This window comes from Nonomuraea sp. NPDC049400 (genome assembly GCF_044466425.1).
Lineage (GTDB): Bacteria > Actinomycetota > Actinomycetes > Streptosporangiales > Streptosporangiaceae > Nonomuraea.
This window is the reverse complement of the sequence record NZ_JBITMP010000019.1, coordinates 132,995-150,440: the sequence shown is the minus strand read 5'-3', so window position 1 is coordinate 150,440 and position 17,446 is coordinate 132,995. Positions and strand designations below refer to the sequence as shown.

At 70.4% G+C, this 17,446-nt stretch carries 15 protein-coding genes; 2 read left to right on the top strand and 13 right to left on the bottom strand.

All coding sequences use genetic code 11. From position 1 onward, the window contains the following. Window positions 1-10: 10 nt before the first annotated feature. Window positions 11-1,444 carry a gamma-aminobutyraldehyde dehydrogenase gene (locus ACIBVN_RS29015; protein WP_397141618.1) on the bottom strand — a complete coding sequence of 478 codons (1,434 nt, stop codon included), beginning with the start codon at window positions 1,442-1,444 and terminating at the stop codon, window positions 11-13. Window positions 1,445-1,640: 196 nt separating this feature from the next. Between ACIBVN_RS29015 and ACIBVN_RS29010 the strand changes: the two genes are divergently transcribed. Beyond that, window positions 1,641-2,132, top strand: coding sequence for an Lrp/AsnC family transcriptional regulator (locus ACIBVN_RS29010; protein WP_349455573.1), 492 nt, complete (start codon window positions 1,641-1,643; stop codon window positions 2,130-2,132). A gap of 39 nt (window positions 2,133-2,171) precedes the next feature. Here the strand turns inward: ACIBVN_RS29010 and ACIBVN_RS29005 are convergent, their stop codons facing one another. Together ACIBVN_RS29005 and speB are read right to left on the bottom strand one after the other, a co-directional pair. Continuing rightward, window positions 2,172-3,683, bottom strand: a complete 1,512-nt coding sequence (locus tag ACIBVN_RS29005; RefSeq protein ID WP_397141616.1) for a purine-cytosine permease family protein — start codon at window positions 3,681-3,683, stop codon at window positions 2,172-2,174. Next, window positions 3,680-4,615 carry an agmatinase gene (speB, locus tag ACIBVN_RS29000; protein ID WP_397141614.1) on the bottom strand — a complete coding sequence of 312 codons (936 nt, stop codon included), beginning with the start codon at window positions 4,613-4,615 and terminating at the stop codon, window positions 3,680-3,682. Before speB ends, ACIBVN_RS29005 begins: the two co-directional genes overlap by 4 nt. Window positions 4,616-4,685: 70 nt before the next feature. Between speB and ACIBVN_RS28995 the strand changes: the two genes are divergently transcribed. Further along, complete coding sequence (locus ACIBVN_RS28995; protein ID WP_397141612.1) at window positions 4,686-6,152, top strand: PucR family transcriptional regulator; 1,467 nt, start codon at window positions 4,686-4,688, stop codon at window positions 6,150-6,152. A 20-nt stretch (window positions 6,153-6,172) separates the two neighbouring features. On the opposite strand, the gene ACIBVN_RS28990 is transcribed toward ACIBVN_RS28995, so the two are convergent. From ACIBVN_RS28990 to ACIBVN_RS28945, 10 genes are read right to left on the bottom strand one after another with little or no spacing between them, the layout of a single operon-like run. Next, on the bottom strand, window positions 6,173-6,454 hold the full coding sequence (locus ACIBVN_RS28990; protein WP_397141610.1) for a hypothetical protein: 282 nt from the start codon (window positions 6,452-6,454) through the stop codon (window positions 6,173-6,175). Next, complete coding sequence (locus tag ACIBVN_RS28985) at window positions 6,447-7,325, bottom strand: hypothetical protein (RefSeq protein ID WP_397141608.1); 879 nt, start codon at window positions 7,323-7,325, stop codon at window positions 6,447-6,449. The genes ACIBVN_RS28990 and ACIBVN_RS28985 overlap by 8 nt, the downstream gene beginning before the upstream one ends. A 34-nt stretch (window positions 7,326-7,359) precedes the next feature. Continuing rightward, the gene (locus tag ACIBVN_RS28980; protein ID WP_397141606.1) at window positions 7,360-10,092 is read right to left on the bottom strand and encodes a glycoside hydrolase family 38 C-terminal domain-containing protein; all 2,733 of its coding nucleotides are present in this window, start codon (window positions 10,090-10,092) and stop codon (window positions 7,360-7,362) included. After that, complete coding sequence (locus tag ACIBVN_RS28975) at window positions 10,089-11,168, bottom strand: Gfo/Idh/MocA family protein (RefSeq protein ID WP_397141604.1); 1,080 nt, start codon at window positions 11,166-11,168, stop codon at window positions 10,089-10,091. The genes ACIBVN_RS28980 and ACIBVN_RS28975 overlap by 4 nt, the downstream gene beginning before the upstream one ends. Next, entirely contained in the window at window positions 11,165-12,061 is an 897-nt protein-coding gene (locus tag ACIBVN_RS28970; protein ID WP_397141602.1) for a TIM barrel protein, read from the bottom strand. Before ACIBVN_RS28970 ends, ACIBVN_RS28975 begins: the two co-directional genes overlap by 4 nt. Continuing rightward, window positions 12,052-13,230 carry a CehA/McbA family metallohydrolase gene (locus tag ACIBVN_RS28965; protein ID WP_397141600.1) on the bottom strand — a complete coding sequence of 393 codons (1,179 nt, stop codon included), beginning with the start codon at window positions 13,228-13,230 and terminating at the stop codon, window positions 12,052-12,054. The genes ACIBVN_RS28970 and ACIBVN_RS28965 overlap by 10 nt, the downstream gene beginning before the upstream one ends. Then, window positions 13,227-14,291 carry an ABC transporter ATP-binding protein gene (locus ACIBVN_RS28960; protein ID WP_397141598.1) on the bottom strand — a complete coding sequence of 355 codons (1,065 nt, stop codon included), beginning with the start codon at window positions 14,289-14,291 and terminating at the stop codon, window positions 13,227-13,229. Before ACIBVN_RS28960 ends, ACIBVN_RS28965 begins: the two co-directional genes overlap by 4 nt. Beyond that, window positions 14,291-15,109, bottom strand: a complete 819-nt coding sequence (locus ACIBVN_RS28955; RefSeq protein WP_397141596.1) for a carbohydrate ABC transporter permease — start codon at window positions 15,107-15,109, stop codon at window positions 14,291-14,293. Before ACIBVN_RS28955 ends, ACIBVN_RS28960 begins: the two co-directional genes overlap by 1 nt. Next, window positions 15,106-16,032 (bottom strand): carbohydrate ABC transporter permease, encoded by a 927-nt coding sequence (locus ACIBVN_RS28950; protein ID WP_397141594.1) that lies wholly within the window; start codon window positions 16,030-16,032, stop codon window positions 15,106-15,108. The genes ACIBVN_RS28955 and ACIBVN_RS28950 overlap by 4 nt, the downstream gene beginning before the upstream one ends. Then, on the bottom strand, window positions 16,007-17,395 hold the full coding sequence (locus ACIBVN_RS28945; RefSeq protein ID WP_397141592.1) for an extracellular solute-binding protein: 1,389 nt from the start codon (window positions 17,393-17,395) through the stop codon (window positions 16,007-16,009). Before ACIBVN_RS28945 ends, ACIBVN_RS28950 begins: the two co-directional genes overlap by 26 nt. Between the last annotated feature and the right edge of the window lie 51 nt (window positions 17,396-17,446).

Sequence of the window (17,446 nt, the reverse complement as noted above, 5' to 3'; positions counted from 1 at the left end):
GGGTACTGTCCTATTCGCCGATGTAGTGCATGACGTGCTTGACGCGGGTGTAGTCGTGCAGGCCGAACACCGACAGGTCCTTGCCGTACCCGGAGTGCTTGAAGCCGCCGTGCGGCATCTCCGAGACGAACGGGATGTGCGTGTTGACCCAGACCACGCCGAAGTCGAGGCGGTTGGACATGCGCATGGCGCGGCCGTGGTCCGAGGTCCAGACCGAGCCGCTCAGGCCGTACTTCACGTCGTTGGCCTTGGCCAGCGCGTCGGCCTCGTCGGTGAACGTCTGGACGGTGAGCACAGGGCCGAAGACCTCGTTCTGCACCATCTCGTCGTCCTGCTTGAGGCCGTCGATGACCGTCGGCGCGAAGAAGTAGCCCTTCTCGCCGACGCGGTGGCCGCCGGTGAGCACCTTGGCGTGCGCCGGTGCCCGGTCGACGAAGCCCTGGACCCTGGCGAGCTGGTTCTCGTTGTTGAGCGGCCCGTAGAGCGCGTCCTCGTTGTCCAGGTCCCCGGTCACGGTGCCGGCGGCGGCCTCGGTCAGCGCGGCCACGAACTCGTCGTGCACGCTCTCCTGCACCAGCACCCGGCAGGCGGCGGTGCAGTCCTGGCCGGCGTTGTAGAGGCCGGCGACGGCGATGTCCGCGGCGGCCTTGCGCAGGTCCTTGACGTCCTCGAACACCACGACCGGGGCCTTGCCGCCGAGCTCGAGGTGCACCCGCTTGAGGTCGTCGGCGGCGCTCTTGGCGACCGACATGCCCGCGCCGACCGAGCCGGTGATGGCGACCATGGAGGCCGTCGGGTGGCCGACGACGAGCGCGCCGGTCTCGCGGTCGCCGGTGACGACGTTGAAGACGCCGGCGGGCAGCACCTCGCCGAGGATCTCAGCCAGCTTGAGCGTGGAGGCGGGGGTGGTGTCGGACGGCTTGAGCACGACCGTGTTCCCTGCCGCCAGAGCGGGGGCGATCTTCCAGACCGCCATCATCATCGGGTAGTTCCAGGGCGTGACCTGGCCGATCACGCCGATCGGCTCGTGCCTGATGACGCTGGTGTGCTCGGCGAGGAACTCGCCCGCCGTGGGGCCCTCCAGCGTGCGCGCCGCGCCCGCGAAGAACCGGAAGTGGTCGCCGGCGACCGGGGTCTCGTCCTCGGCCATGCGGGCGCGCGGCTTGCCGGTGTTGCGGCACTCGGCCTCGTTGATCTCGTCGGCCCGCGCGTCGATCGCGTCGGCGACCTTGAGCAGCAGGTTGGCCCGCTCCCCCGGGGTGGTCCTGCCCCACGACTCGAAGGCGGAAGCCGCGGCGGCGTAGGCGGCGTCGACGTCCTCGGCACCCGAGACGGGGGCCTGCAGGTAGGCCTCGCCCGTACACGGATCGATGACGTCGGAGAATCGGCCGCTCTTCGCGTCCACGAACTCACCGTTGATGAAGTTCTGGAGACGGGTGATCAAGTGCCCCTCCTCGTGGCTGAGATGCCGCGACTCTGACAGAGCGCGTCGCATCTGAACAAGGGATTTCGTGGTGAAGATACCAAATTGCTACGAATTCGCTTGACAGGCGGCCAGGAACTGACAACATGTCGCACCGGGACGGCAACTCAGCGGGAACGTGCCCGTAACGCCGGGCCGCTTAGGAGGACTGCAGTCGATGACGACGCCGCCGCGCGTACGCCGCACCAACGCCAATGCCGGGCCGGTGGTGCTCGACGATCTGTCCAAGCAGATCATCGAGCAGCTCCAGCGCGACGGGCGCATGCCGTACGCGGCGATCGGGAAGGCGGTGGGCCTGTCCGAGGCCGCCGTGCGCCAGCGCGTCCAGCGGCTGCAGGACGCCGGCGTGATGCAGATCGTCGCAGTCACCGACCCTCTGACGCTCGGGTTCCCCCGGCAGGCGATGATCGGCATCAACATCGAGGGCGACCTGGAGGCGGTTGCCGACGAGCTGGCGGCCATCGAGGAGATCGACTATGTGGTGCTCACGGCGGGCTCGTTCGACGTGATCGTGGAGGTGGTCTGCGAGGGGGACGGGCACCTATTGGAAATTCTTAGCAAAATTCGCGCCATCCCCGCCGTACGGGCCACGGAGTCGTTCGTCTACCTGAAGCTGCGCAAGCAGACCTACTCCTGGGGCACCCGCTAACCGACCCTCGCGACCGCGCGCGCAGGTCGACCAGCTCCATCACGTGACCGGCTCGGCCGCCGCGTCCACGATGGGCAGCACCGGCGTGTCGGCGGCGCGGGCCAGCCGCGGCCCCTCGGGTCCGTAGACCTCGCGCGGCTCCGGGAAGGCGGCAAGCAGCGCCAGGTAGAGCAGCCCGGCCACGGCCAGCCCGACCGGCAGCGAGATGTCCACGCCACCGGCGAGGTCTCCGAGCGGCCCGACGAACTGCCCCGGCAGGTTGACGAACATCAGCGCCAGTCCCCCCGACACCAGCCAGGCGCTCAGCCCACGCCAGTTCCAGCCGTGCGTGAACCAGTAGCGCCCGCCGCGCTGGCGCCGGTTGAAGACCTGCAGGGCCTCCGGGTCGTACCAGCCGCGCCGGGTCACGTAACCCAGCATCATGATCACCATCCACGGCGCGGTGCACGTGATGATCAGCGTGGCGAACGTGGAGATGCTCTGCGTGAGGTTCGCGGCGAAGCGGCCGATGAAGATGAACACGATCGACAACGTGCCGATGAAGACCGTGGCCTGCACGCGGGAGAAGCGGGTGAAGACGCTGGAGAAGTCGAGCCCGGTGCCGTAGAGCGAGGTCGTGCCCGTGGACATGCCGCCGATGAGCGCGATCAGGCAGACGGGCACGAAGTACCAGCCCGGCGAGATCGCCAGCAGCCCGCCGACGTAGTTGGGCGCGGCCGGGTCGACGTATTCGGCGGCCTTGGCCGCGATGATCGACGCGGTGGCCAGGCCGAAGAAGAACGGCAGGATGGTGGCGATCTGCGACAGGAACGCAGCGGCCATCACGCGGGAGCGCGGCGTGCTCGCCGGGATGTAGCGGGACCAGTCCCCGAGGAACGCTCCGAACGACACCGGGTTCGACAACACGATCAGTGCCGCGCCGATGAACGACGGCCAGAACAGCGGGTCACCCGCCGCCAGCGTGCCCGGGTAGGAGGGGTCGAAGTCACCGGCGAAGGCGAACACCCCCAGCACGAACAGCAGCGACGCCGCCGCCACCGCGATCTTGTTGACGAACAGCATGAACCGGAAGCCGTAGACGCACACGACCAGCACGAGCACCGCGAAGATCCCGTACGCGACGCCGTAGGACAGGTCGGTGTCCGGCAGCCCTGCCAGCCGGTGCGCGCCGCCGACCAACGCGTCCCCCGACGACCACACCGAGATCGAGAAGAACGCGATCGCGGTGAGCAGCGACAGGAACGACCCCACGATCCGGCCGTGCACGCCCAGGTGGGCCGACGACGAGACGGCGTTGTTGGTGCCGTTGAGCGGCCCGAACAACGACAGCGGCGCCAGGATCAGCGCCCCCACCACCAGCCCGAGCACGGTGGCGGCCAGCCCCTGCCAGAACGACAGGCCGAACAGGATGGGGAAGGCGCCGAGCACGCAGGTGGCGAAGGTGTTCGCACCTCCGAACGCCACCCTGAACAGGTCGGCCGGGCGCGCGGTGCGGTCGGCGTCGGGGATGCGCTCGACCCCGTAGGTCTCGATCTCGGTGATGCCGCTCATGTCTGCTTCTCCTGCATCGCCAGCAAGCTGACCAGGTCGTACGCCACGTGGGAGGCGGCGATCGAGGTGATCTCCGCGTGGTCGTAGGCCGGGGCCACCTCGACCACGTCGGCCCCGATCAGGTTGCGGCCGGCCAGTCCGCGCAGGATCTCCAGCAGCTCCCGGCTGGTGAGCCCGCCCGCTTCCGGCGTTCCGGTGCCGGGCGCGTGCGCGGGATCGAGCACGTCGATGTCGACGGACACGTAGAGCGGCCGATCGCCGATGCGCTGCCGCAGCACGTCGATCACTTCGTCGAGGCCGCGCCGCAGGACATCCGCCGCGGTCAGGATGCCGAACCCGAGCCGCCGGTCGTCCTCGAGGTCCTTCTTGCCGTACAGCGGGCCCCGGATCCCGACGTGGCTGAGGGCCTCGGTGTCGAGCAGGCCCTCCTCGACCGCCCGCCGGAACGGGGTGCCGTGCGTGTACTCCGCCCCGAAGTACGTGTCCCACGTGTCGAGGTGGGCGTCGAAGTGCAGCAGCGCCACGGGACCGTGCCTCCTGGCCACGGACCGCAGCAGCGGCAGCGCGATGGTGTGGTCGCCGCCGATCGCGACGAGCTTGGCGTCGATCGAGTCCGCCGCGCCCTCGATGCTCTCGATGGCCGCGCCGATGTCGAACGGGTTCGCCGCGATGTCACCGGCGTCCACCACCTGCGCCCGCTCGAACGGGGAGACGTCCAGCCCCGGATGGTACGGCCGCAGCAGCCGGGACGCCTCCCTGACCGCGGCCGGGCCGAACCTGGCGCCCGGCCGGTAGGAGACGCCGGTGTCGAACGGCACGCCCACCACGGCGACGTCGGCCCGCTCGACCTGGTCGAGGCGGGGCAGGCGGGCGAAGGTGGCGAGCCCGGCGAAGCGCGGGACCCGGCTGGAGTCGACTGGGCCTAGATTCATGCGGCCCAGTGTTCGTCATGCGTCTGACCTGCGACAATTGTAGGACTCACGAAGTATTACGGTGTGTGTTGTGGCTGAGCACAAGCTGACCGTCGAGGACCTCCTCCGCTCCCCCGCCCTCCAGCTCCGCCTGCTGGCGGGCGAGGCCGGGCTGTCACGTTCGGTGTCGTGGGCGCATGTGAGCGAGCTCGACGACCCGACGCCGTGGCTGCTCGGGGCCGAGGTCATCATGACGACAGGCCTCGGCGTGCCCCGTACGGCCGCCCGGCAGCGCGCCTACCTCGAACGCCTGGACGACGCCGGGGTCTCGGCCCTCGCGCTCTCGGCCCAGCTCCACGTGCCGCCGCTGCAACCGGCGTTCTTCGAGGCCGCGGAGTCGCGTGGCATGCCGGTGCTGGAGGTGCCCCTGGCGGTGCCGTTCATCGCGATCGCGCAGGAGGTGGCGGCGGCGCTCCAGGAGGACGCGAGCCACCGCCTCGGCGCCCAGCTCCAGGTGTTCGGCGCGCTGCGCTGGCTGGCCTCGGAGGACCTGGACAACGCGACCTTGTTCAACCGCCTGGAGCGCCTGTCCGGATACGACGTCCACATGTGCACGCCTCAGGGCCGCGCCCTGCTGCCCGGCGTGCCCGTGCCCGCGCTCGACGTCCTGCCCAAGGAGCCCGACGCGCCTCCGACGATCCCCGGCGGCTTCGTCCTGCCGGTGTCCGCGCCCGGCGGCCCCGCGGGCTTCCTGGTCGCCTTCGAGCGCGAGGGCGCCCGCCCGGCGGGCCTGGCGGTGGTCCAGCACATTGCGACGGTGGCCGCGCTCCAGGTGGCGATGGCCAGGCACGAGCACGAGACCCTGCGCAGGGAGGGCGCCGAGACGCTGGCCGAGCTCCTCCAGGACGTGCTCGACCCCCCGGCCGCCCGCCGCCGCCTCGCCAGGCTGGGCCTCCCCTTGGCGGAGGACTCGGTCCTGCTGGTGGTCCGCGGCGCTCCCGACGAGGCTCTGCGCCGGGCCCTGGACGACCTCCCCCACCTCATGCTGCGAAGAGGAGACGACCACTACCTCCTGGGCCCACCCGAGCTCGGCTCCGCCATCGCGGCCCTACCTGGGGTGCGGGCGGGCATGAGCCGCCCGTTCCCGCCCGGCGAGTCGATGCGACTGGTGCAGCGCGAGGCGCTGTGGGCGGTCGCGCACGCGGCGGAGTCGGGCAGGCCGCTGGTGCACTACGGCGACGACACCACGGGCCGCTGGCTGCCCGACGACCCGGCCACGCTGGCGGCCCTGGTGGATCACGTGCTGGGCGAGGTGCTGGCCTACGACAAGGCCCACGACTCGCGCCTGCTGGCGTCCGTACGCGTGTGGATGGAGCGCAACCGCCACACCGACGACGCGGCGGCGGTGCTCCACATCCACCCCAACACCCTGGCCTACCGGTTGCGGCGCTTCGCCGCCCTCACCGGACGCGACCTGTCATCGAGCTCGGCGTTCGCGGAGGTCTGGCTGGCCATCCGCGCCGCCCGCCAACTCGGCCTTCTGGGGTCCGGCCCCTGACGGGCCGGTTTGCCGGAACCTCAGGCTTGGCCGCGGTCGAAGAGCTCTTCCGCCGACTCGACGGTGAACGCCCGCTGGAACCAGGCTTCGAGAGTGGCTGTGTCCTCACAGCCCGCGATCCGCTCACGGACCTCCTCGGACACCTCGATGCCACGCATCTCCAGCAGCTTCAGCAGAAGCTTGGCTTCGCCTTCCGCCCTGCCTTCCGCCCTGCCTTCCGCCCTGCCTTCCGCCCTGCCTCCCGCCCGGCCCTCAGCCAGCAGGCTCTCGGCGTACTCGCCCTGAGTCGGCGACTCAGACAAAGAGTCCGTCCGCCGACTCGACGGTGAACGCCCGCTGAAACCAGGCCTCGAGAGTGGCCGTGTCCTCACAGCCAGCGATCCGCTCTCGGACCTCCTCGGAGACCGCGATGCCACGCATCTCCAGCAGCTTCAGCAGAAGCTTGGCTTCGCCTTCCGCTCTGCCTTCCGCTCTGCCTTCCGCCCGGCCCTCAGCCAGCAGGCTCTCGGCGTACTCGCCCTGGTAGGGATAGGTCTGCATAGCCATGAGTCTCCCCCATTCTTCCTGTGCCACGCCAGTCAGCGACACGTTTATGTAGTGCCCGTACTGTCCGGCAAGCTTGCGATCGATCCTGCTCAGAGCCTGGTTCAAGGTGCCCAGGATGTCCTTGAACAGCGGGTCGTCGTTCTTCGTGATGGCTGCGACGACGGCCAGCCCGATATTGCCCGCCGCCTCCTCCACATTGGTGATGGCCGGAGTGTTGTCGGGGCCAATGACCAACGGGGTCAGTGTTAACCCAGGATGGCCGGTTTCTATGGGCTTGGCCGCCCAGCGGGCGATCTTTCGGTCAGGACAGATGACCACCAGGCAGACGGGACATCTCTCACGGGCCCGGAAGTTGGCGATGTACTCCAGCCACGAATAGAGCTTGTCCTTGTCCTCTCCGCGTTGGGTCTCCGTGATGACCCCGAGCTTCTCCTTTCCCTTGCCGTAGAGCAGCGCGCCGTCGGCTCGGCACACAGCCGGCTTGGCGTCCGATAGATCAGGCGAGCCCAGCCGAGCGTCGCCTGATTCCGGTATCGGCAGGTCGAACAGTGCCCGCAGCATCTGCGCGGTGTGTCCGAAGTCGAGGGTGGCGATCTTGGTGATCCCCTCGTGTTGCGACGTGACCATGCCGCAACATTACAACTGGCGTTCGACCCATTACTCAGAGTTGACGAATTTGGATGGTCGCGATTTCCCACGGCCCCATCGGCAGCCGCACCACACCATCGGTGACCTGCACAGACTCCCCGGGACGTCCGCGCAGATCCGCGGGCCGCGCTTGCCCGAAGGCGCCGGAAATGACGGCTTCCGTGGCGTCGGGGGTCAGCGCCACCACCCGCAGCTCCTGCCAGTCGTCGCGCATCCTGAGCGAGGTCATCACCACCCCGTCGCCCGTCACCGACAGCCCGGACGAGGGAGAGGGCAGCGCGAGCGCCCGGTCGCCCTGGCCCGGGACCACGAGGAGGTCGTGGCGGAAGGTCTCCGCCTGAGGAACCACCTCCTGCCAGGACTCCTGGTACGGCATCAGCGCCAGGCTCACCGAGCGCAGCCCGCGCGACTGGGCGGCCGGGGTCGGGAGCTGGGGGCCGGCCGGTTCGGGGCGCAGGGCGTTGCGGTTGCGGGAGAGGTAGCCGACCGAGCGCAGCAGGGTGAGGGCCAGCTCGCCGTCCACCAGCTCGTACTCCGTCACGTGCTCGAGCAGCGCCGCCACGCCCCCGGCGGCCACCCACGACGAGGCGGGGAAGGTGGGCAGCGGGGTCTCGCCGCAGCCGCCCTCCGCGGTCAGCCCGCGGGTGACGACCGCGAACTGGCCCTCGGCGTGCGACTGCGACGCCGGGGCAGGCAGCGGCACGTGCAGGCGCACGCGATGGTCCTCGCACCGGTTGTCGAACTCGATGTGCAGGCGCACATACGGCTCGCCGGCCCGCAGCTCGACGCGGGTGGTGACGACGATCTCCTCGGTCCGGAGGCTCCGGGAGGGGGCGGGGAGCTCGGGAGCGCCGTGGACTCCGTCGCCGGAAGCGGGCCACCGGTACGTGCGCCGCACGTCCACCTGGGCCACCACCGGACCCGAGCAGATCAGCTCCGTCTCCACGGACGACGGCCGCGAGACGATCAGGTCCGTGAGCGGGGGCGCGTGGTTGTAGGTGTCGCCGACATCGCCGCCGTCCACGATGCGGCCCGCGCCCGTGATCGTGGTGCCGTCCCGGCCCAGCAGCGTCAGGGTGCCGTCGTCGGCGATCGTGACCCGGAGCAGGCCGTTGTCCAGCACCTGCTCGTCCCCGCGCACCGGCAGGGTCGCCGAGTCGGACCCGAGCCAGCAGGACGGGTCGTGCTCCATGGGCCGCAGGCCGGAGGCGGGCGTTCCGTACACCTGGTCGCGCGGCGCGGGCCGCAGGCTCGTGTGGCCCAGCGGCGGCACCTCGACCAGCGCCGCGACCTTGCGCCGCGGCTCGGCCAGGATGCGGACGCGGCTCACCCCGTCCAGCTGCCCGTGCAGGTCGCGCACGTCGAAGGTCAGCGACGTCTCCCGCGCCACCGTGAACGTCAGCGTCCCGCCCTCGACCGACCAGCCCGTGATGTGCTGCCCGTAGAGCTCGGTGCCGTGGACGAAGGTCAGCGCGAGCGCCGGGTCCATCTCCTCATCGAGCAGCAGCGTCCCGGCGTACTCCAGCGTCTGCGACGGCACCGGCGCGCCGGAGGCGTCCACGAGCGGGTCCGTCCCGGCCAGGTCCACGACGACCACGCCGCTGCGCACCTGAGGCGTCGGGTTGACGACGAGCGCCCCGTCGGAGGGCACCGACCCGGCCAGGCGGGCGGTCACCATGTCGCGTACGGCCTGCCCGAGGTGCTCGGCCTCGGCGATGCGCGCGGCCACCTGCTGGGCGGTGTCGTCCACGCCGCAGCCGGTCACCGAGTCGTGCCCGCTGGCGTCCACCAGCCGCCACCACGCCATGTCCAGGAAACGGCCGGGCCACTCCCCGCCCCAGAGGGTGGCGAGAGGTTCGGCGTAGCGCTCGACCATGCGCTCGGCGCGGCCCATGGCCTGCTTGACGTGGGCGCGGACCGAGATGACGCCGGGCAGGATGTTGGCGCGCGCGTGCGAGCGCAGCTCGCCGGCCACGCGCGGCAGTCCGTCCACGTCGCCGGAAAACTCCCCGATATATCCGGACAAGGTGTCCATCCGGGCGCCGATCGTGGCCACCATGTCCGGGAGCCCGCGCACGGGCGCCGAGTGGTCGGTGCCGTACATGGCCAGCAGCGGCCCCTCGGGCCCGTGCCACTCCCGCATGGTCGTCACGAACGAGGCCGCCCGCTCGGCCAGACCGGACGCGTCCGCGAACAGGTACGCCCCGTTGCCGTACCCGCCCGCGGGCAGGTACTGCGTACGCAGCGCCGTCCCGTCGGGCGCGACCCAGGCGAAGGCGTCAGTGGTGACCGAGGACGGCACCCCGCGATAGACGCAGGCGTGCAGCAGCCCGGCCTTGCGCAAGATCTGCGGCATCTGCGCCGTGTGCCCGAACATGTCGGGCAGATACCCGACCGGCATCGCCCCGCCGAGCTTGTCCGCCCGGGCCATGCCGAGCTCGAGGTTGCGCACGATGTTCTCGCCCGAGCACAGGAACTCGTCGAGCAGGATCTGCCACGGGCCCACCGCCAGCCGCCCCGACTCGACGAGCGCGGCGATGCGGTCGCGGTTCTCCGGTCGCACCTCCAGGTAGTCGTCCACGCAGGCCAGCTGCCCGTCGAGGGTGAAGTGGTAGGCGGGCTCGCGCTCCATCTGGTCGAGCACCTCGTCGAGCAGCGCCACCAGCCGTAGCCGGAAGCGCTGGAACGGCTCGTACCACTCCCGGTCCCAGTGCGTGTGCGGTACGACGACGATCTCAGCGCTCACGCTGCCTCCCCTCCAATGGGCAGATAATGCTGTACGGCGTAGCGGGCGGCGATCCGCTGGGCCGTCACGATGTCCTCCAGCGCGCCGCTCGCGTCGGTGAGCGGCGGCTTGCCATCGTTCACGAAAGCATGGAAGGCGGCCAGCTGTACTTCGAATGCCTCGGTGACGTCGCGGTACTCCGTACGGCTCTCGGCGCCGGACACCACTGTGAGGGTCGTGGGGGCGTTCATCAGGTAGGGCGAGGGGAACACCAGCTCCAGCGAGCCCTTGTCGTGGTGGATGGCCACGGTCTCGCGGTAGGCCGGGTAGTCCTCCAGGTAGTGCCAGCGGACGGAGAACCGGCCCCGGGCCGGCAGGGGACCGCTGATCTCGATGGAGCCGGGCGCGGGCCCCCACGTCTCAACGTACGAAATTTCCGCAGGAGAGCCGGTAAAGCGCCTCAAGAGCGACAAATCGTGGCATATCGAGCCGAGCGCCACCCCGTACAACCCCCTGACCTGCTCCGGCGCCGACTCCCCCAGCGCCCGCGAGACGAGGCCGCGCTCGGCGGCACGCAGCGAGTCGAGCAGCCCGGGATCCACGTCCCGTGCCTGCGTCAGGTTGGCGAAGGCGAGCTGCGACTCCCCGCTGGGATGCAGCACGGTCACCTCGACCGACCTGATCACCTCGGGACCGCCGAGCTCGGCCAGCAGCTCCTCCGCCCGGCTCACGGCCGGGTCGTACTGCTTCATGTAGCCCACCATCAGCCGCCCCTCGGGCAGCGCCGCCACCTCGGCCCTGGTCAGCGCGAGCGGCTTCTCGCACAGCACGGCGTACCCGGCGGCCAGCGCCCGGCCCGCCGTCTCCCCGTGGGAGCCGGACGCGAGGACGAGCACGGCGTCGAAGCCTCCGGCGGAGAGCATCTCCTCCACCACCGTGTAGCGACCGGCAGCGCCCAGCCGGTCGCCCACGGCGTCGGCCAGCGTCCGCGACAGGTCGCAGACCGCGGTCACCTCGAACAGGTCGCGCCGCCTCGACAGCAGCGGCACGTACACCGCCTGCGTGACGGCGCCGCATCCCACCAGCGCGATTCTCAAATCCCCAAGTCCTTCAGCTTCTGTCGGTTGGCCGCCTGGTCGGCGATGTTCTGGGCGACGGTGCGGCGTCCTGGCAGGGTGTCCTGCTCGATGATGATCCATCCCGCGTAGTCGATCTCGTCGAGGGTGCGCACCACGGCGGGCAGGTCCAGCTCGCCCTCGCCCAGCGGGGCGAACCCGCCGCGCCCCATGAGCTCGCGCAGGTCGGCGCCGTCGGCCAGGGCCTGGGCGAGGATCTTCGTGTCGCCGTCCTTGATGTGCACGTGGTCGACCCGGCTCGCCCAGTCGCGCAGCGCCGTCACCGGGTCGCCCCCGGCCAGCAGCAGGTGGCCGGTGTCGAGGCAGAGCTGCACGTCGGTCAGCTCCAGCAGCCGTTCCACGTCGCCGGGGGTCTCGACGTAGGTGCCGAGGTGGTGATGGAACGCGGGTTCCAGCCCGCGCTCGCGGCAACGGTCGGTCGCGTCCTGCACGCGGGCGGCGTACCCCGCCCACTCGGACGCCGCCAGCCCTGGAACGCTCCCACCTGGGCGCGCGAACCGCCCCGGGGACCCCGAGCAGGCCAGCGTGGGCCGTGGCCCGAACCCCTCCGGCGCCGGGGGCGCGGCGGCGAACACGTCGAGCGCGGCCTGCAGCACCGGCAGCGCGGCCTCGTACGCCCCCGCGTCGCTGTATGGCAGGTCCACCCAGCCGCCCGTGAGCAGCAGCCCGTTGCCGGCCAGCCGGTCGGCAAGCTCGGATCCGGTGCCCAGGTATCCGATCGGCCCTGAGTCGATGCCCTCGTAACCGGCCTCGGACAGCGCCCGGACCATCTCGTCGGCGCTGAGCGGCGGCGGCTCGGTGGCCAGCTCGAACACACCGAAGCTCACGGGCGCGTTAGCGACCTTCACTCGCATAGTGCGATCACCTCGTTCTCAAACGTTTCCAGGCGGTGTCGTCCGTCAATGGCCCGCAGCAGCACGCGCTCCCCGCGCACGACCTGCCGCGTGCCGTCGGGGCGGACCAGCACCAGGCCGTCGGCGTCCAGCGCGAGCAGCTCGTCGCCCAGCCTGAGCAGCAGCGGCCCGTCGGGCCCCGTGGAGACGGCGGTGCGCCCGGCGCGCACGCCGTCCAGCACCGCGCTCGTGTCCTCGGCCAGCACCCACGTCGTCGGCGCGCCCGGCAGGCCGTCGGAGCCGTGCCGGTGGAAGTCGCTGCCGCCGATCGCGATCACGTCGTCGCGCCAGGCGTCCGCCCAGGCCAGCGGCGCGCCCCAGCGGCGGTCCCACCAGCCGGAGCTCCAGACCTCGGCGATCCGGGGCCGGCGGGTGAGGGGCAGCAGCCAGGCGCAGTCGCCGCCGAGCGGGTGGTTGATCGAGATCAGCCCGCCCGCGCGCTCGGCGTGCTCGGCCCAGGAGTCGGCCGGCTGCCTGAAGTCGACCCAGCCGACGTCACCGAAGACGTTCGCGTGGCCCCGGTCGGTGGTGACCTCCTGGCCCGGGATGAGCGTGATGTCGCGGTCGATCTTGGCCAGCCAGGGGTGGTGGCTGACGGTGTTGTGGTCGGTGACGGCCAGGAAGTCGAGCCCGCGACCGTGAGCCAGCTCGGCCAGCTCGGCGATGGTCAGGGTGCCGTCGCTGTGCAGGGTGTGGGCGTGGAAGTCCCCGGCGAACCACCGCAGACCGTCGACGGAAGGGATGTCCCGCCGGGGCGGGCGCTGCCCGTGCGGCGGCTCCTCCGTGACCGGCTCGTCGGGGACGACGGCCGAGGTGGTGATCTCCAGCGCGTAGTCGAGCCCCTGTGGCGGGATCCGGTGCAGCCGCAACCACACGTGCCACGTCCCGGCCTCCGGCTCGCCCGGCAGGTAGCCGGGGGTGGCCCAGTCGCGGATGATCGTGTACTCGTCACGCGCGCCCCCGGACCAGCCGCGGAAGCCGTCCGGCGCGCCGCATCCGAGGTCGATCACCCCTTGCGACCTGTCGTACGACAGCCGGACGGACACGGCCGCGGTCCCGGCGGGCACCTCGAACGGCACCTCCCGCAGGATCCGCTCCAGCCGGTCGTCCAGGCTCCAGTGGCCTCTCACACCAATTCCCCGTCCCGGTAGACCAGGGCGCGGTCGCGCCGGGGCGCCGCGTAGCCGTCGTCGCCGATCGCGGGCTCGCTGCCCTCCGGCACGACGGCCTGCACGGTCACGTCGTTGACGTCGAGCGTCACCAGATGGGACGCGCCGAGGTTCTCCACGATGGCCACCTTGCCGCCCAGCGCGCCCTCCGCGGGCTCGGGCGAGTAGGCCAGGTATTCGGGCCGCACGCCGTACACGATCTTCTCCCCGTCGGACAGCCGTCCTTCGGCCGAGGCCGGCACCGCCACCTTGCAGCCTGCCACCTCCAGCGTGTCACCTCGTACGGTGCCGTCCAGCAGGTTCATGGGTGTCGAGCCGATGAATCCGGCCACGAACGTGTTGGCGGGCCGCTGGAACACCTCGGCCGGGGTGCCGATCTGCCGGATGTGCCCGCTTTCCATGACGGCCATGCGGTCGGCCATGGCCAGGGCCTCCGCCTGGTCGTGGGTGACGAAGACCGTGGTGACGCCCAGCTCGCGCTGGAGCTTCTTCAGGAACGTACGGGCTTCGAGCCGCAGCCGGGCGTCCAGGTTGGACAGCGGCTCGTCGAACAGGAACGCCTGCGCCTGCGTGGCCATCACCCGGGCCAGCGCCACCCGCTGCTGCTGCCCGCCGGAGAGCTGCCCTGGCCGGCGGTCCATGAGGTGTTCGAGGCCGAGCCGCGCCCCGACCTCGGCGGCCTTGTCGCGGCGCGCGGACTTGGCGACCTTCTTGATGCGCAGCGGGTAGGCGATGTTGTCCGTGACGTCCATGTGCGGGAAGAGCGCGTAGTCCTGGAAGACCATGGCGACGTCGCGCCCGCCCGGCTGCACGCCGGTCACGTCGCTGTCGCCGATGACGACCGCCCCGCCGGTGGCGGTCTCCAGCCCGGCGATCGTGCGCAGCAGCGTGGTCTTGCCGCAGCCGGAGGGTCCGAGCAGGGCGAAGAACTCGCCGTCGGGGATGGCCAGGTCGAGCGAGTCGAGCGCCTTCACCCCGCCGGGGTAGACCTTGGTCAGCCCGCGTAGTTCGATTCCGGCCATTAACGCTTGATCCCTCCGTGGAAGCGGAAGCCGTACTTCTTGCTGACGAACAGGTACATGAGAACCACGGGAATCGAATAGAGCAGGCCGAACGTGGACAACATGCTCAGGTTGGCCTGGCCGCCCTCGGTGTACAGCGTGTACGTGATCACGGCGGCCGGCTGCTTCTCGACGTCGCTCAGCAGCAGGTACGGCATCAGGAAATTTCCCCACACGTTGGCCACGGCCCAGACCGCGATCGTCGCCAGCCCCGGGCGCACGAGAGGCACCACCACGTCCCGCACGATCTGCAGCGGCGTGGCCCCGAACACCCGCGCCGACTCCTCATACGACTTCGGCGTCGAGTCCATGAAGTCCTTGAGCATGAAGATCGCCGCCGGCAGCAGCCCGCCGGTCAGGATGAGGATCAGCCCGAGCTGCGAGTCGATGAGGTTCAGCTCCACCGCGAGCTGGAACAGCGGCACCATGGCCGCCGTCCCCGTGATGATCGACGACAGCAGCAGCAACGCGTAGAGCAGCGCGTCCCTGCCGGGCAGCCGCACCCGGCTCAGCGCGTACGCGGCCAGCGCGGCCAGGATCACCACCAGGACGGCCGTGCCGACGGACAGCAGCAGCGAGTTGTAGAGGGACGGCAGCGCGTACGGATGCTCGACGACCGCCCTGAAGTTGTCCCAGGTGAAGTCGGGCACCTGGACCTCGTACGTCGGGTTGGACGTGAACGGCGCCGTCACCAGCCACAGCAGCGGGATCGTGAAGAAGGCCAGCAGCACCGCGATCAGCGTGTAGAACCCGATCCGGCCCAGCACGAAACGCGTCATTTCTTGCTCCGGAGCAGCCGCAGGTAGAACACCGCCACGACCAGGTTGATCAGCAGGATGATCGTGGAGACCGCGGCGCCGTGGCCCAGCTCGCCGCTCTGCAGCGCGACCTTGTACACGTGCACGGCCAGTATCTCGGACTTGCCGTCGGGGCCGCCCGCGGTGAGCAGGAAGGGGGTGAAGTCGTTGAACGTCCAAAGGCTGATCAGCAGCAGGTTCGTCAGGATGTGCCCTCTGATGTGCGGGAACACCACGTCCCTGAGCTGCTGCCAGCCGGAGGCCCCCGCCAGGCGGGCGCTCTCCAGGTGCGACGGCGGCACGTTCCCGAGCGCGGCGCCGTACAGCATCATCGAGAACGCGGTGCCGCGCCAGATGTTGAACACGATGATCGACAGCATGGGGTGATCGAGCAGCCAGCCGAAGCCCTGGGTGCCGAGCAGCGCGTTGAGCGTGCCGGCGTCGCGGTCGAGCAGCGCCACCCACAGGAACGACACGATCGCGCTGGGCAGGATCCAGGCCAGGATGACCAGGCCCTCGACCACCCGCTTCAGCGGACCGCGCCGGTCGCGCAGCAGCCAGGCGATCGTGAAACCGAGCCCGACCTGCCCGATGACGGCCGAGCCCGCCACGAACTCGACCGTCAGCCAGGTGGAGCTCCAGAACTCCGGGTTGCTCACCGCGTCGATGAGGTTGGCCGGCCCGACGAACTGGGGATCCGCCGCGGCGAGGCCGGTCAGGCGGTAGTTCGTGAGCCCGAGATAGAGCACCCAGAGCGCGGGGAAGACGAGGAAGACCGCGACGAGCAGCAGGGCGGGGGCCACGAAGACCCCTGCCCGCAGCCTGCCCAGGCCCGCCGCGTCCGAGCTGTACCGCGCCGGTCCGGCGGTCTCGGGGACCTCAGGAGGCGATGTTGCCAGCGCCACCGACGATTCCCTCAAGCTTCTTCTGGTAGTCGGCCGCCGCCTGGTCGGGCGCAGTGCCGCCCACCACCGCGGCGGTGGCCTCCTGCAGCGCCACCGACACCTGCGGGTAGACGGCGACCGGCGGCCGGTAGGCCGTCAGCGGCATCACCTGCTCCGAGATGTACGCCAGCAGCGGCTCGTTCACGAGGATCTCCTTGTTGACGTCGGTACGCGGCGTGATGCGTACGTTGCCGTCCTTGGTCTCCTCCTTCAACGCATCCGGCGAGAGCGTGAAGGCCGCCAGCTCGAAGGCCTCCTTCGGGTGCTTGCTGTTGGGGTTGATCGTACGCAGGGCGCCGCCGGACATGCTGACGAAGTCCTGGCCGCGGATGCCCTTGCCGGGCTCCATGGCCGGGATCCTGGCGTAGCCGACCACCTGGTCGCGGTCGGGCATCTTGGCCACGCCGTCCTTGGGGTTGACGACGCCGCGCCAGAAGTAGTCGCCCTCCATCAGGATGCCGATCTTGCCCTGGGCGAACTGCTGGAACGACTTGTCGCGGCCCTTGGCCTCCTGCTGGAGCTTGGGGTCGCCGAGGCCGCCGCCGTAGATCTTCTGGTAGAAGCCGAGCGCGTCCTTCATCGGCTGCGCGGCGCCGGTCCACTTGCCGTCCTTCTGCACCTCGCCGCCCGCGCCCGCGAGCAGCGGCAGCACGCCCTGCATCGAGGTGGCCTCGCCCATCGCCGTGCCGGCGTTGATCTGGATCGGCACGGGCACGCCGGAGGACTTCAGCTTCGTGCCGGCGTCGAGGATCTCCTGCCAGCTCTTCGGCTGCCAGTCGGCCGGGAGCCCGGCCTTCTGGAAGAGAGTCTTGTTGAAGTAGAGCACCCGGCCGTCGGTGCCGACGGGCAGGGCGTACTTCTTGCCGTTGAACGTGGCCGCGCCCTGCACGGCCTCGGGGATCTGCGACCAGCCGTCCCAGTTGTCGGCGTCCGCCCCGACCACCTCCGACAGCGGCTTGATGAAGCCTGCCTCGGCGAACTCGCCGGCCCAGATGCCGTCGATGTCCATCACGTCCGCGCCCTTGCCTGACTTGAGGTCCAGGGAGAGCTTGGTCTTGTACTGCTCGTCGTCGACGCCGCTGGGGACGAACTTGACCTTGACGGTCTTGCCCTTCGCCTTCTGGGCCGCCTCGAACTTGGGGATCACCCAGTTGGTGATGAAGTTCGCGCCGGCGGCGTTCTTCCCGCCCGCGATGGCGTTCTGGGTGATGGTTAACTCGATGGCGTCACCGCCTCCGCCGGACGATTGGCCGCAGGCGGCCAACCCCAGCCCGGTCGCCGCCAGGACCGCGACCACACCCATCGACCGTTTCCGCACTGCCATGCATACCCTCCGGAATGTCCGTAAAGGAGGTAAAGCCATCGGCCAATATGT